At 44.3% G+C, this 15,323-nt stretch carries 9 protein-coding genes, 3 tRNA genes and 1 rRNA gene; 4 read left to right on the forward strand and 9 right to left on the reverse strand.

Annotated elements, in window-relative coordinates:
* Positions 1 to 50: 50 nt before the first annotated feature.
* The 8 genes from OCU30_RS10475 to lptF all read right to left on the reverse strand — a co-directional run bounded on the left by OCU30_RS10475 (position 51) and on the right by lptF (position 7,696).
* A tRNA-Ala gene (locus tag OCU30_RS10475) sits at positions 51 to 126 on the reverse strand.
* Positions 127 to 170: 44 nt separating this feature from the next.
* Positions 171 to 247: transfer RNA gene (locus tag OCU30_RS10480), tRNA-Ile, on the reverse strand.
* Positions 248 to 316: 69 nt separating this feature from the next.
* Positions 317 to 1,857: ribosomal RNA gene (locus tag OCU30_RS10485) — 16S ribosomal RNA — on the reverse strand.
* 544 nt (positions 1,858 to 2,401) lie between these two features.
* Positions 2,402 to 3,658, reverse strand: a complete 1,257-nt coding sequence (locus OCU30_RS10490) for an HD-GYP domain-containing protein (RefSeq protein ID WP_077313937.1) — start codon at positions 3,656 to 3,658, stop codon at positions 2,402 to 2,404.
* 241 nt (positions 3,659 to 3,899) lie between these two features.
* Positions 3,900 to 3,984 (reverse strand) — tRNA-Leu (locus OCU30_RS10495).
* Positions 3,985 to 4,222: 238 nt separating this feature from the next.
* Positions 4,223 to 5,341, reverse strand: a complete 1,119-nt coding sequence (locus OCU30_RS10500) for a glycerol dehydrogenase (protein WP_077313938.1) — start codon at positions 5,339 to 5,341, stop codon at positions 4,223 to 4,225.
* 180 nt (positions 5,342 to 5,521) lie between these two features.
* Positions 5,522 to 6,592, reverse strand: a complete 1,071-nt coding sequence (lptG, locus tag OCU30_RS10505; RefSeq protein WP_077313940.1) for an LPS export ABC transporter permease LptG — start codon at positions 6,590 to 6,592, stop codon at positions 5,522 to 5,524.
* A 3-nt stretch (positions 6,593 to 6,595) separates the two neighbouring features.
* The gene (gene lptF / locus OCU30_RS10510; RefSeq protein WP_077313941.1) at positions 6,596 to 7,696 is read right to left on the reverse strand and encodes an LPS export ABC transporter permease LptF; all 1,101 of its coding nucleotides are present in this window, start codon (positions 7,694 to 7,696) and stop codon (positions 6,596 to 6,598) included.
* Between the two features lie 191 nt (positions 7,697 to 7,887).
* Between lptF and pepA the strand changes: the two genes are divergently transcribed.
* The 3 genes from pepA to OCU30_RS10525 all read left to right on the forward strand — a co-directional run bounded on the left by pepA (position 7,888) and on the right by OCU30_RS10525 (position 12,859).
* Positions 7,888 to 9,396: a leucyl aminopeptidase gene (pepA, locus tag OCU30_RS10515; protein WP_077313942.1), complete on the forward strand. Its 1,509-nt coding sequence runs from the start codon at positions 7,888 to 7,890 to the stop codon at positions 9,394 to 9,396.
* Positions 9,397 to 9,456: 60 nt separating this feature from the next.
* Positions 9,457 to 9,906, forward strand: a complete 450-nt coding sequence (locus OCU30_RS10520) for a DNA polymerase III subunit chi (protein WP_077313944.1) — start codon at positions 9,457 to 9,459, stop codon at positions 9,904 to 9,906.
* Between the two features lie 91 nt (positions 9,907 to 9,997).
* Positions 9,998 to 12,859 (forward strand): valine--tRNA ligase, encoded by a 2,862-nt coding sequence (locus OCU30_RS10525; RefSeq protein ID WP_077313946.1) that lies wholly within the window; start codon positions 9,998 to 10,000, stop codon positions 12,857 to 12,859.
* Positions 12,860 to 12,945: 86 nt separating this feature from the next.
* Here OCU30_RS10525 and OCU30_RS10530 read toward each other — a convergent pair whose 3' ends face one another.
* Positions 12,946 to 13,680, reverse strand: a complete 735-nt coding sequence (locus tag OCU30_RS10530) for a pseudouridine synthase (protein ID WP_077313948.1) — start codon at positions 13,678 to 13,680, stop codon at positions 12,946 to 12,948.
* 327 nt (positions 13,681 to 14,007) lie between these two features.
* Here OCU30_RS10530 and OCU30_RS10535 point away from each other — a divergent pair, with 327 nt between their 5' ends.
* A complete protein-coding gene (locus tag OCU30_RS10535; RefSeq protein WP_077313949.1) occupies positions 14,008 to 15,285 on the forward strand; it encodes an NRAMP family divalent metal transporter in 1,278 nt (425 codons plus the stop codon).
* The last annotated feature ends 38 nt before the right edge of the window (positions 15,286 to 15,323 follow it).

Here is a 15,323-nt window from a genome sequence, read left to right on the forward strand (position 1 = left end):
TTTACAAAGACACCATTTTTAAGAACACTGCACACCAATGTGCTTAAAGATGGTGGAGCTATGCGGGATCGAACCGCAGACCTCCTGCGTGCAAGGCAGGCGCTCTCCCAGCTGAGCTATAGCCCCATCTTGGTCAATTTCATTTTCAAACAAACGCATGAAGCAGAAATTGGTGGGTCTGAGTGGACTTGAACCACCGACCTCCCGCTTATCAGGCGAGCGCTCTAACCAGCTGAGCTACAGACCCACTAAGGTGCTCTTAACTTTCTAAACCATATCAATCTGTGTGAACACTCATCGCAATAATCATTCGTATTAAGGAGGTGATCCAGCGCCAGGTTCCCCTAGCGCTACCTTGTTACGACTTCACCCCAGTCATGAACCACAAAGTGGCAAGCGTCCCCCCGAAGGTTAAACTACCTGCTTCTTTTGCAGCCCACTCCCATGGTGTGACGGGCGGTGTGTACAAGGCCCGGGAACGTATTCACCGTGACATTCTGATTCACGATTACTAGCGATTCCGACTTCATGGAGTCGAGTTGCAGACTCCAATCCGGACTACGACGCACTTTTTGGGATTCGCTCACTTTCGCAAGTTGGCAACCCTCTGTATGCGCCATTGTAGCACGTGTGTAGCCCTACTCGTAAGGGCCATGATGACTTGACGTCGTCCCCACCTTCCTCCGGTTTATCACCGGCAGTCTCCCTGAAGTTCCCACCATTACGTGCTGGCAATCAAGGATAAGGGTTGCGCTCGTTACGGGACTTAACCCAACATTTCACAACACGAGCTGACGACAGCCATGCAGCACCTGTCTCAGAGTTCCCGAAGGCACCAATCCATCTCTGGAAAGTTCTCTGGATGTCAAGAGTAGGTAAGGTTCTTCGCGTTGCATCGAATTAAACCACATGCTCCACCGCTTGTGCGGGCCCCCGTCAATTCATTTGAGTTTTAATCTTGCGACCGTACTCCCCAGGCGGTCTACTTAACGCGTTAGCTCCGAAAGCCACGGCTCAAGGCCACAACCTTCAAGTAGACATCGTTTACGGCGTGGACTACCAGGGTATCTAATCCTGTTTGCTCCCCACGCTTTCGCATCTGAGTGTCAGTATCTGTCCAGGGGGCCGCCTTCGCCACTGGTATTCCTTCAGATCTCTACGCATTTCACCGCTACACCTGAAATTCTACCCCCCTCTACAGTACTCTAGCCTGCCAGTTTCAAATGCAATTCCGAGGTTAAGCCTCGGGCTTTCACATCTGACTTAACAGACCACCTGCATGCGCTTTACGCCCAGTAATTCCGATTAACGCTCGCACCCTCCGTATTACCGCGGCTGCTGGCACGGAGTTAGCCGGTGCTTCTTCTGCAGCTAACGTCAAGAATAACGTCTATTCAACGTTACCCCTTCCTCACTGCTGAAAGTACTTTACAACCCGAAGGCCTTCTTCATACACGCGGCATGGCTGCATCAGGCTTGCGCCCATTGTGCAATATTCCCCACTGCTGCCTCCCGTAGGAGTTTGGGCCGTGTCTCAGTCCCAATGTGGCTGATCATCCTCTCAGACCAGCTAGAGATCGTCGCCTTGGTGAGCTCTTACCTCACCAACAAGCTAATCTCACCTGGGCATATCTTGACGCGAGAGGCCCGAAGGTCCCCCTCTTTGGCCCGAAGGCGTTATGCGGTATTAGCCATCGTTTCCAATGGTTATCCCCCACATCAAGGCAATTTCCCAGGCATTACTCACCCGTCCGCCGCTCGTCATCTTCTAGCAAGCTAGAAATGTTACCGCTCGACTTGCATGTGTTAGGCCTGCCGCCAGCGTTCAATCTGAGCCATGATCAAACTCTTCAATTAAAGTTTTTTCGGCTCAATGAATACTGACTTCAAAACTAATATTTGTTTAAAAGCAAACATGTAATCTTAAAGCTATTATCACTCCAACAGAGTGATAATGAATTGACTGTGCCAAGACTAACCGAAGTTAATCTCGATTGGTCACTCAGTTCATTGAAACCAATTTTGTTTCCGAAGAAACTATTGATTATCATCAACGAGTGCCCACACAGATTGATAGGTTTAAATTGTTAAAGAGCGTTGCTTTAAAAGAAGTTTTTCTTTCAAACCGGAGGTGCATTCTAAAGATTTAATTGAGAGAGTCAAACACTTTTTCAATTTTCTTTTTTAGGATGTCTTATCCTCATCGACCTTGGCTGAAGCCTTGTGGCGTCTGCCGTGTCAGTGGTTGGGCATTATAGGGAGATATAGAAAGTTGGCAAGAGAAAAATCATGTTTTTTTATAAAAAAACACACGACAGCTCAACAAGTAATCATTGTGAGATTTATACGTTTATACCCATAACTTTGCAACAGCTTATCCACTTATCCCTGTGGATAACCACTAGTTCCCTTCGATAAAATAAGACACTCTTGCTCTAGGGTTGAGATACTCACGAATATTTTCTGGTAACTTACTTGGTAAAATAGCTTTCACTATCTTTATGTCTTTATTTAATAGTTCAATGATGGGGGCTTGGGTACGTGGTACAGAGGAATCATAGATAAGAACATTCGGATAAAGTAGATTTTGTGTATTAACGGAGATCACTAAGCCGACGGTTTCATTCGATAGCTGCACCACAGTCCCTGGCGGGTAGACGCCCATAAACTTAACTAAAATAGCTAAGCTCTCTTGATCATAAAGATGCTTACAATTCTTAAACATATGTGAAAGTGCTATATAAGGTATTTTTTGTTCAGTCGTAGCTTGTGGATGGCATAAATTGTCAAATGTATTAGCAACCGCGACAATCTTTGCTAATTCATCTATCTCATCTGCTTTTAACCCTTGGGGATACCCAGAACCATCATTGCATTCATGATGCTGCTCTATAACGACCCTTGCCGCCGGAGAAAAGTTCTCAATACTGTCAGCTATCTCTAATCCGTATTTAGTATGCAATTTAAGATAATTGGTTTCGGGTTCATTCAGCGGGGTTGTTTTACGTAAGATGGCTGTCGGAATCCGTACTTTACCCATATCGTGAAATAGGCAGGCAAATGCCAGTTCTTTTATTTTATCTGCAGGGTACTCTTTGATTTTACCAATCATCATAGCAATGACTGCAACATTGAGTGAGTGGAAGTAAATATCTTCAAAGTCACTATTGCTGTTCATTAGATGCAACGTAACATGTTCATCACTCAATAGGTTATCGACAATATCATTAACCAATAAGCCGGCTTCATTAACTGCATCAGTCGGACGGCTACGGATCTTATTCATCACTGCACGCATTTTTGCCAACGAACGTTCAAACTCTTGTTCGACAACTTTCATACGCCGCCGATACGCATTGAGCTTTTCAATTCGTTCTTGTTTCTCTATCCACAACTTATCGACTTCTTGGTTAATAGCTTCTGTTTCTTCATCACTACTCTCCTGTGCTTCTTCTGTTGGAGGAGGTAAAGGTTCAACTGAACTCTGCGCCGGATTAACGAAGACATATTGTAGACCTAAGTGTTTAATCAGGTTGATTTGATCTTGGGACTTCAATTTAAAGCTGTTTAAAAGAAAGGGGTGGTCGTTCCACTTCACTGGTAGACGAATGTGCAAACCTGGCTGTAAGCGATTGACATTAATTTTTATACTGGCCACACGGTTACCATATACTTTTATTTGGTCTTTAAGTGTAGGCGATAGGTCAAGAAAATAAGAACAGAGATCAGGCCATGAATGGCATTTTTACGATTAGAGTGTGATGCCGAGCAATCGTAAAGTGTCTTAATAAAGAGTGCGTTAATTGTAAAGTAGCAACGAATGCAGTAGAGGCTTAATGAAAAGAAGAGATTTTAGATACAAAAAAGCCTCAACATTTGTTGAGGCTTTTTTGTTAATTTGGTACCACTGGGCGGACTTGAACCGCCACGCCCGAAGGCAACGGATTTTGAATCCGTCATGTCTACCAATTCCATCACAGTGGCATTTTCAGGAGGGCTACCCCTTACTTGTTGATTGGCATTATACGTAAGAATCGAAGGGGTGCAATAAAAATTTCAACTTAATCAATCAACTGCTCGTTATTTGCTCACAGCGAATTAAAACCCGGCATTCTTCCGTTAAAATGTTCAAGGATAGAGCGAGCCAAAGAGCCTCACTCTATCCTAAACCTTGCTATTTATTATCTCAAGGCCATCAATACGTTATCTCATTATCGAAAATTTACCCCTCATCTTGCGCTTTATAACGATGTGCCATGTTATTGGCTGCAACCATCGCATTATATACATCAGCTTCAGAGACGGCTTTAACCATGTTGCCCATCGTATCATCTTTATCACACGCGATCGCTGCCACTTTACGCCATTCCGATTCTACAAAGTTTTGTAAGCCCATATCCTCAAGCGTCAACGGCAGTCCTGCAACTTTAATAATGCGCACAACATTATCGATTTCTTCTTTAGGGGCGTTTTCGAGCACTAACTGCGTTAGCAAGCCAAATACTACTTTTTCACCATGCTGTGCTTTGTGAAGATCTGGCACTGCTGACATGCCATTATTTACCGCATGAGCAGCCGCTAATCCGCCAGATTCAGCCCCCACACCACTTAAATAAATGGTCGCTTCTATTGTTTGCTCCAAGGCTGGCGTTGTCACTTTATTTTTTAAAGCATCCATAGCCGCAGCAACGTTTTCACTTAATACGTCATAACACAAACGAGCGAGACCTAACCCTGTTCGTGATGGTTTTTTCAGAACTAAATTCACACCGTCGCACGCATAACAAGCACGAGCTTCAAAATAGGTCGCTAGCGCATCCCCTACACCTGCCGCAAAGAAACGAGTTGGTGCTCCCGCTAGAATATCTGTATCCGCAATCACGGCATCGGGGTTTTGTGGTAAGAAAAGATAATGATCAAACTCCCCATCTTCAGTGTAAATAACAGAGAGTGCCGTACACGGAGCATCGGTAGAAGCAATGGTAGGATATAAGATGACTGGTAATTTTTGTTGATACGCCACTGCTTTAGCTGTATCCAATGTTTTACCGCCACCAACGCCAACAATGACATTGGCATAGGTTTCTTTGACGAGAGCAACATTACGATCGACTTCTTTTTGTGTGCACTCGTACTGAAACTTTTCTGCTGTCGCCGTCAAGTTATCCGTCTTTTCAATAGCAGAAACCGCCTCTTGTTCGACTCTAGAAAGAATGAATTCATCACAAATAATAAATGCATTAGTACCAAAGTCTTTCACGTAATCTGGCAGCTGGGACAATAAATCTGTACCGATAACAAACTTCTTCGGTGACGTTACTGTTCGTGGAGTCATAGTCATGTGTTGCTCCTTTTAAAAAAAAATAACAAACTCATTGCATATGTTATCGCTCGGAGTCGTCAAATTCTTTGAGCTAAAGCATATTCATCATGATCTCTAACAATGTTATTTCGGCAATAAAAAAGAGAAAACGTTATACGTTTTCTCTTTAAGATTTTGCGGTATTATTTTTTGACGCGTCTAACCTTTACGCTTCATTAAAATCAGAGCCACACTCAAGAAGACTAAACTCGGTGCAATTGCGCCGATCGATGGTGGGAACCCATATACTAAACTAAGGGGTCCGAAGAATTCACTCGATATGTAGAAAGTAAACCCAGCGATGACTCCTGATAAAATCCTTGCCCCCATGGTCACACTACGTAAAGGGCCAAAAATAAACGATAACGCCATCAGCATCATAACCGCAATCGAAAATGGTTGAGTCATCTTACGCCAAAACGCGAGATCGTACCGAGAGGCATCTTGCTCAGACGACTTCAAATAATTCACATAACTATACAAGCCACTCAAAGATAGCTCTTCCGGTTTCACAGTCACCACTTTCAGCTTGTCCGGTTCTAAGGTCGTGTCCCATTGATAAGATGGAATCACTTTTTTAGAAATTTCTACGTTGTTTTTCATATTCGTGAGGATGGCATTTTTCATCGTCCAATGATGACCACTGTCGTAATCGACTTCTTTGGCAAACACGACTTCCGTTAATTTCTTATTGTCATTAAAACGCCAAATGTTGACACCATATAACTTCTCATCGTTGATCTTAGTGATAAAAATAAAGTCATTGGCATCACGAGCCCACACCCCACTGCGCACCGACAATATTTTGCCACCAGACGTTTCGAATGCGCGCATATCACGTGCCAATTTTTGCGCTTGAGGCGCTCCCCATTCACCCAGTAAGGTAATAAGAATCATCAACGGAATTGCAGTCTTGAGTACCGATAAACCAATCTGTAGCTTCGAATACCCTGCCGCCTGCATAACAACCAGTTCAGAACTGGACGCCAACATGCCTAAACCAATCAATGCGCCCAGTAAGGCGGCGAGCGGAAAGAACATTTCAATGTCGCGTGGGATACTTAAAATCACAAAGTACAACGCATGTAAAAGATCGTACGTCCCTTTACCTACTTTGCGTAACTGATCAACATATTTGATAATGCCCGACAATCCAACAAAGGTCACCAGCACTAACGCTGATGTAGAGATGATGGTTCGACCAATATAAAAGTCTAAAATCTTAAACATGACTTACGCCACCTTTCTCTTTCTGAATTTATCTTTGAATTTTCTGACCACGACACTATCTAGCGAGTTAATCGCCAAGGCTGCAAGCAACAATAATCCATTAATTGGCCACATACCTACGCTCCCAGGAATCGAGCCATCTTCTATGGCTGATTTCGTCGCACTAATCGCCAAGAAATACGCTAGATAAATTAAGATAGCAGGCCCCATTTTCGCAAACCGCCCTTGCCTAGGGTTCACTGCCGATAACGGTACCACCAGCATGGTAAGCAGTGGAATACACACAACTAACGAAATCCGCCATTGCAATTCTGCCTGAGCTTTAGGGCTATCATTATGAATTAATTGCATTGTTGGCTGAGCTTCCCAGTCACGACTTTCGTGTTTTACCTTCCTTTGACCAATCAAACCTTGGTATTGATCAAACGTTGTGACCATATAGTTCACGCGAGTCGGCACACCTTCATAACGCGTGCCGTTATGCATAGAGATCACTTGGCGACCATCGCTAAGATCTTTCACCTCTCCTGAATTGGAGAACATCACGCTTGGCATCACCGAATCTTTTGGCGTCAGTTGGGCAACAAAAACATTGGATAATTTATGGTTATTAATATCATCGATAAAGACCACCGATGAGCCATCTGGAGAACGCTGAAACTGCCCTTTTTGCAATAAATCAACGCTGTTTTCAGATGACAGTTTTTCCATTAACTGCGCTACCTTATCTTGCCCCCATGGTGACAACCAAAAAGAGTTAAACGCCGCCACACCGGAGGTGATCAGAGCCAGTGCTAACGCGGCCTGAATTAAAAACTTATTACCAATGCCCGTCGCGTTCATCACGGTAATTTCACTTTCTGCGTACAAACGCCCGAAGGTGAGCAAGATACCTATATATAAACTCAACGGTAACATGAGTAACCCCATCGCAGGCATGTTCAATCCCACGATAGACAAAATCATGCGTGCAGGAATCTCACCATCGGAAGCTTCCGCCAAAACACGGATAAACTTCTGGCTCAGGAATACTAAAAAGAGCACAAAAAAGATGGCTAGCTGACTCTTTAATGCCTCTCTGATCAAATATCGGACAATAATCACGCTGAAATTACCTATACAAAACTTGTTTTTTTAGTTGAATCACTATAATTTCTCGGTGAACCTTTTATTTTCGAAATTTTAGCTAAGTGTTAGCATTCTACATTAAAAGGTAGAACCTTATAAGGATCCAACAAGTAAGAGTTCATTATCTAACATTTAGTTCTATTTGTCTTTAGGATGTAGGAGTACGCATGGAGTTCAGTGTAAAAAGTGGTAGCCCAGAGAAGCAGCGCAGTGCATGTATCGTCGTGGGTGTCTTTGAACCACGCCGTCTTTCTCCAGTGGCAGAGCAACTCGATAAGATCAGCGATGGCTATCTGAGTTCTTTATTACGCCGTGGTGATTTAGAAGGTAAACCAGGCCAGATGCTACTGTTGCATCAAGTTCCTGGAGTTCTATCTGAGCGAGTATTACTTGTCGGCTGTGGTAAAGAACGTGAACTGGGTGAACGCCAGTATAAAGAAATTATTCAAAAAACCATTAGCAACCTTAACGAAACAGGATCAATGGAAGCGGTCTGCTTCCTTACAGAGCTGCACGTTAAAGGTCGCGATACTTACTGGAAAGTTCGTCAAGCGGTAGAGGCAACACAAGATAGCTTATACACGTTTGATCAATTCAAATCAGTCAAACCGGAAACTCGTCGCCCATTACGTAAATTGGTTTTTAATGTGCCAACTCGTCGTGAGCTAACGTTAGGTGAAAAAGCAATTAACCATGGTCTATCTATCGCATCAGGCGTAAGAGCATGTAAAGACTTGGGTAATATGCCACCCAACATTGCGACCCCAGCGTACCTTGCTTCACAAGCACGCCGCCTTGCTGATGACCATTCGACCGTTTCAACCAAGATCATTGGTGAAGAAGAAATGGATAAATTAGGTATGTATTCATACCTAGCGGTTGGTCGTGGTTCAAAAAATGAGTCGATGATGTCGGTTATCGAGCACAAAGGTAATCCTGATTCAGATGCTCACCCCATTGTTTTAGTGGGTAAAGGGCTCACGTTTGACTCAGGTGGTATTTCACTCAAACCCGGCGCAAGCATGGACGAAATGAAATACGACATGTGCGGTGCGGCCTCCGTATTTGGCGCAATGAAGGCAGTGGCTGAAATGAATTTGCCGATTAATGTTGTCGGTATTCTCGCTGGTTGTGAAAATATGCCGGGTAACGATGCTTATCGTCCAGGTGATATTCTTACTACGATGTCCGGTCAAACGGTTGAAGTATTAAACACCGATGCAGAAGGCCGCTTAGTTTTGTGTGATGCATTGACGTATGTAGAACGTTTTGAGCCAGAGTGTGTTGTTGATGTAGCGACTTTAACTGGTGCGTGTGTGGTTGCATTAGGCCATCATATTAGCGCCGTGCTTGCTAACCACAATCCATTGGCACACGAGCTCGTCAATGCTTCAGAGCAAGCCAGTGATCGCGCTTGGCGTTTACCAATGACCGATGAGTACCACGAACAGCTCAAAAGTCCGTTTGCTGATATGGCAAACATTGGTGGTAGCCCGGGTGGCGCGATTACCGCAGGGTGCTTCCTCTCTAAGTTTACTAAGAAGTATAATTGGGCGCATATTGATATTGCGGGTACCGCTTGGAAATCTGGGGCAGCGAAAGGCTCGACCGGTCGTCCCGTCTCAATGTTGGTCCAATTCTTACTTAATCGAAGTGGCCTAGACACTGAGGAATAACCTCACTAAAAGGGCCTCAGGGCCCTTTTTTATTTTCTTCTATCTATGCAAAGGTAAGGTATGGCAACCGCGACGTTTTACATTGTTAACGCTGATAGCCCGCAAGCAAGTGCTGCCGGGTTTGAAGAGTATGTTTTATTTCTCATCCGTCACTTTGTCAAACAAGGCGCGAAAGTCTACCTACAATGCCATGATAAGTCCCACGCTGAACAATTTGCCGAACATTTATGGCAAGCCGATCCTGATGAATTCATTGGACATAACCTGGTTGGTGAAGGACCTCGTTATGGAACCCATGTAGAAATAGGTCATCCGGGAGTTCGAGCCTCGTTTAATCGTCAACTGGCAATAAACCTGGCGGATAATCAGACAACCTTTGCGCAAAACTTAACGGAAGTGATAGACTTCGTACCTAGCGAAGAAAATGCGAAACAGCGGGCTCGAGCGCGGTATAAACACTATCGCCAAGCAGGTTATCAACTGCAAACCATCGAGATCCAATACCCTTAGTTGTTCCTCCTTTATAGTTAAGCTCTTTACCACGAGAGCTCACTTATAAAGACGAACTGATTAATCATTCAAGTATCCATCTAAGAGCACTATGGAAAAGACATATAACCCAACATCTATCGAACAAGGTCTGTATCAGACTTGGGAAGAGCAAGGCTATTTTAAGCCTCACGGCGACACATCTAAACCCGCTTATAGCATTGTCATCCCGCCGCCAAACGTCACGGGTAGCCTGCATATGGGTCACGCTTTCCAAGATACCATTATGGATACTTTGACGCGCTGCCAACGTATGAAAGGGAACAATACCCTATGGCAAGTCGGAACGGACCACGCTGGAATCGCAACGCAAATGGTCGTCGAGCGTAAAATTGCCGCACAAGAAGACAAAACCAAAAATGATTACGGCCGTGAAGCATTCATCGATAAGATTTGGGAATGGAAAAACGAGTCAGGCGGTAATATCACCCGCCAACTACGTCGTCTGGGCGCCTCTGTCGATTGGGATCGTGAACGCTTTACCATGGATGAAGGCTTCTCTAACGCCGTGAAAGAAGTGTTTGTACGTCTTTACAAAGAAGATTTACTGTATCGTGGTAAGCGTCTCGTTAACTGGGATCCAAAGCTACACACCGCAATTTCTGATCTTGAAGTGGAAAACATTGATAAGAAAGGCCACATGTGGCATTTCCGTTACCCGCTTGCCAATGGTGCGACAACCGCTGATGGCAAAGATTATATTGTGGTCGCGACGACCCGTCCAGAAACCGTGTTAGGCGATACTGGTGTTGCGGTTAACCCAGAAGATCCTCGTTATAAAGATCTGATTGGCAAACACGTACGTCTACCTATCGTTGATCGTTTAATTCCTATTGTTGGTGATGAACACGCCGATATGGAAAAAGGCACAGGCTGTGTAAAAATCACCCCTGCGCATGATTTTAATGACTATGAAGTGGGTAAACGTCATAGTCTACCCATGATCAACATCCTCACTATGGATGCACACATTTTGGCAAGCGCTGAAGTGTACACCACCAAAGGTGAGCCAAGCACCGATTACGCAACCGATATTCCAGAGCAATACCAAGGGTTAGAGCGATTTGCTGCACGTAAAGCACTTGTAGCAGAATTCGATCAACTTGGCCTATTGGTCGAAGTGAAAGATCACGATCTTACCGTCCCGTATGGTGACCGTGGTGGTGTGGTAATTGAACCGATGCTAACCGACCAATGGTATGTGCGTACTGCCCCTCTCGCTCAGCCTGCGATTAAAGCGGTTAAAGATGGAGACATTCAATTCGTACCACAACAGTACGAAAACATGTATTTCTCTTGGATGAACGAACTGCAAGATTGGTGTATCTCGCGTCAGCTTTGGTGGGGTCATCGCATTCCAGCTTGGTATGATGAGCAAGGTAATGTTTATGTCGGTCGTGATGAAGACGAAGTGCGTGCTGAAAACGGTTTAGCCGCAGATGTCGTGCTTGCACAAGATGATGATGTACTTGATACCTGGTTCTCATCCGCACTATGGACGTTTGGTACACAAGGTTGGCCAGAAAAAACGCCGGATCTTGCCACGTTCCACCCGACCGATGTGTTGGTAACAGGCTTCGATATTATCTTCTTCTGGGTTGCGCGCATGATCATGATGACCATGCACTTTATCAAAGATGAAGATAATAAGCCGCAAGTTCCGTTCAAAACCATTTATGTGACCGGCCTTATTCGCGATGAAAATGGCGATAAAATGTCGAAAACAAAAGGTAACGTGCTTGACCCTATCGATATGATCGATGGTATTGATCTTGAAGACTTAGTTGAAAAGCGTACTGGCAACATGATGCAGCCACAGCTTGCTAAGAAGATCGAAAAAACCACGCGTAAAGCTTACGAAAACGGGATTGAAGCCTACGGTACTGACGCACTGCGCTTTACACTCGCAGCGATGGCTTCAACCGGTCGTGATATCAACTGGGATATGAAGCGTCTTGAAGGTTACCGTAATTTCTGTAACAAGCTATGGAACGCAAGCCGTTACGTGCTGATGAATACGCAAGAGCACGATTGTGGTTTTGCCGCAGATGCTGAGTTGGAATATTCGTTAGCAGATAAATGGATCGAATCTCAATTTGAATTGACTGCGAAAGCGTTTAATAACCATATTGATAACTTCCGTTTAGACATGGCAGCCAATACGCTGTACGAGTTCATTTGGAACCAATTCTGTGACTGGTATTTAGAGCTTACTAAACCAGTTCTATGGAAAGGTACCGAATCACAGCAACGCGCAACACGCCGTACTCTGATCACTGTATTAGAAAAAACCTTACGTCTTGCTCACCCTGTGATCCCATATATCACAGAAACGATTTGGCAAAGTGTCAAGCCACTGGTTGACGGTGTGTCTGGCGAGACCATCATGTTACAAGCCCTACCACAATATGATGAAAATAACTTCCATCAGGAAGCGCTGGATGATATTGAATGGGTAAAAGCATTTATCACCAGTATTCGTAACCTACGTGCTGAATACGACATCAACCCAGGTAAGCCATTGGAAGTGATGCTTAAAGCCGCCAATGATATTGATGCAAGCCGCTTAGAAACCTGTAAGCCAGTATTGATGTCACTAGCGAAACTAGAAAGCGTTCGCATTATTACTGATGCCGATACTCTTCCAGCTTGTGCGACGTCACTGGTTGCTCAATCTGAGTTAATGATCCCAATGGCAGGCTTGATTGATAAAGATGCAGAACTTGATCGTTTGACGAAAGAGATCAACAAAACCCAAGGTGAAATTAAGCGCATTGAAGGTAAGTTAAACAACGAAGGTTTTGTTGCGAAAGCGCCGGAAGCCGTTGTTGCTAAAGAACGTGAGAAGCTCGAAGGTTACCAAGCAACTTTGGTCAAACTAGAAGAGCAAAAAGTCACTATCGCTAACCTATAATCGGTTATCTTGATGACAAAAAGCAGCGCTAAGGCGCTGCTTTTTTTTTATCGCTATTATTTATCGAGTATTCTAACTATTGTCTATCAGCACTTAGGTAAGAGTTTATAATCCGGTAATTGTGGGCTTGGCGTAAAATGCTCAAAAATACAACCTTCCGCGTCGGGGTAAAACTCACAGGGAACAAATAACGATGCGAGCGTTTGGGATATCGGATGATAAAAACTCAGCTCAGCCGCATGTAGCTGCAGACGGTCACTCCATGCAAACGCTTCTGCGTGCGCGTAAAACTCATCTCCCACAATCGGATGCCCTATCACCTGCATGTGAACCCGCAGCTGATGAGAACGCCCTGTCACTGGTAATAAACGTACGACACTGGTGTGCTCTTCATATTGCACCACCTGATAATGAGTCAGCGACGGTTTACCGTGCTCTTCACACACTTTCTGGCGTGGACGATTCGGCCAATCACAAATAAGCGGGCGATCGATTTCTCCTTGCTGTGGCGGATGTCCCCACACTCGGGCATAGTAAACTTTATGAGTCAGACGATATTGAAATTGTTTTTTTAACGCCGATTCACTGGCTTTGTCTTTGGCAAGCAGCATGAGACCAGAAGTTGCCATATCCAAGCGATGGATGACCTGAATCTCCCTATCACGCTCAACAATACGACTCCACATACTGTCATAGTGCTCTGGCAATCGGCCCGGCACCGAGAGTAAACCAGCGGGTTTATTCACCGCCAAGAGGTTCTCATCTTCATACACCACTTCAATCCACGGATCGCTCGGCGGTGTGTATTCTGTCATTGCCATGTGCTGCTCTATTTAGTTAAAAACGTCTGTGCTAAAAACGCTGCATTATATACACAAGCTTGTCATTTATCAGTAAGCAATTCGGCGTCCGTCTATATTGGCGCGCACGTTTAATTTAATCCCCCCTCTCTGTTGCACAGGTTTCTAGCGCTGCATCCGAGTCAGTCACATCGACAAGATCAGCATAAGTAAAAAATATCAGCCATTATTGTAAATAAAAATTGACATATAAGTGATATACGATAAAGATCCATTTTATTGACAAAATAAGAAACCTTAAAAGGTTCACTTGAATGTATTTCAGCACAACATGTAAAAGGATGTACTATGGAAAGCTCCGCTTCGATACCAACGACCTCAAATAGAGGGTTGGGTAGATTACTTCAGTCTCTAGGGCCAGGCATCATGACTGCCGCTGCCGCCGTGGGGGGCTCTCATCTCGTTGCTTCAACCAAAGCAGGGGCGATTTATGGGTGGCATTTAGCCGCATTAATTTTGCTGGTGAATTTATTTAAATACCCTTTCTTTCGGGCAGGGGTGCAATATACGGTAGGTTCAGGTAAAAGTTTGGTTGAAGGTTATGCGAACTTGGGTAAACCTTATCTTTACACCTTTTTTGCCTTGTGTTCGATTTCAGGTGTGATTAATACCGCCGCACTCTTACTTTTTAGTGCAAGCTTATTAAGCTACTTCATTCCTTTTCAATTATCGATTGGCATATTAAGCGCACTCATTTTGATCACCTGTCTACTTATTTTATTTGCAGGTCAGTATAAAGCGCTAGATGGCTTGTCAAAGCTCATCATGGCCGTATTAACGCTGAGTACATTTCTAGCCGTTGCAATTGCTGCGGGTGGATCTGATACCGTGGTAAAAACAGTCGAGACCCCATCACCTTGGCACTTAGCCGCGATTGGATTCATCGTTGTCACCATGGGCTGGATGCCTGCACCGATTGAAATCTCGAGTTTAAGCTCGATGTGGTTAAAAACTCAAAGCAAACAAATGGAAGTAACCCCAAAGTCTGCCTTGTTTGATTTTAATGTCGGTTATATTGGCACCGCCCTACTTGCCGTCGTCTTTTTGTCCTTAGGTGCATTAGTGCTCAATGGTACAGGCACTGACATTGCAAAATCAGGAACTGGCTTTACTCACCAGCTCATTGGCCTATACGCATCAACGATAGGTGAATGGTCGCGTTACTTAATCGCAGTGATTGCCTTTTTCTGTATTTTCGGTAGTACCATTACTGTGATCGATGGCTATTCTCGCGTGCTTGCAGAGGGGGTACGTCTCTTTAAAAAAGAGGGTGAGCAGCAAAACGAACATCGTTATTTTAAAGTTTGGATGCTCGCTATCTCTGCATTAGCGCTATCCATCATTTTATTCTGGGCTTCTGCCTTATTACCAATGCTCAACTTCGCCATGATTATGGCGTTTATTACCACGCCTTTCTTTGCTTTACTCAATTATATTTTGGTTACGCGTACACCACTTCCTAAAGCATTAACTATGGGAGTGAAACTCAAATCACTCTCCATACTCGGGCTGATTTATCTATTTGGATTTTTAGCCGTGTTTGTATGGTGGAAATGGTTCTTGTAGCGTAAAGCGACGATTATCAGTTTATATATTCATATCAA

This window comes from Vibrio palustris (assembly GCF_024346995.1).
In the GTDB taxonomy this organism is placed as follows: Bacteria; Pseudomonadota; Gammaproteobacteria; order Enterobacterales; family Vibrionaceae; genus Vibrio; species Vibrio palustris.

What these genes read in the sequence shown, in the direction of transcription:
- OCU30_RS10500 (WP_077313938.1), bottom strand. Translation starts at nt 5,341, where the DNA reads ATGACTATGACTCCACGAACAGTAACGTCACCGAAGAAGTTTGTTATC.
- lptG (WP_077313940.1), bottom strand. Translation starts at nt 6,592, where the DNA reads ATGTTTAAGATTTTAGACTTTTATATTGGTCGAACCATCATCTCTACA.
- pepA (WP_077313942.1), top strand. Translation starts at nt 7,888, where the DNA reads ATGGAGTTCAGTGTAAAAAGTGGTAGCCCAGAGAAGCAGCGCAGTGCA.
- OCU30_RS10520 (WP_077313944.1), top strand. Translation starts at nt 9,457, where the DNA reads ATGGCAACCGCGACGTTTTACATTGTTAACGCTGATAGCCCGCAAGCA.
- OCU30_RS10525 (WP_077313946.1), top strand. Translation starts at nt 9,998, where the DNA reads ATGGAAAAGACATATAACCCAACATCTATCGAACAAGGTCTGTATCAG.
- OCU30_RS10530 (WP_077313948.1), bottom strand. Translation starts at nt 13,680, where the DNA reads ATGGCAATGACAGAATACACACCGCCGAGCGATCCGTGGATTGAAGTG.
- OCU30_RS10535 (WP_077313949.1), top strand. Translation starts at nt 14,008, where the DNA reads ATGGAAAGCTCCGCTTCGATACCAACGACCTCAAATAGAGGGTTGGGT.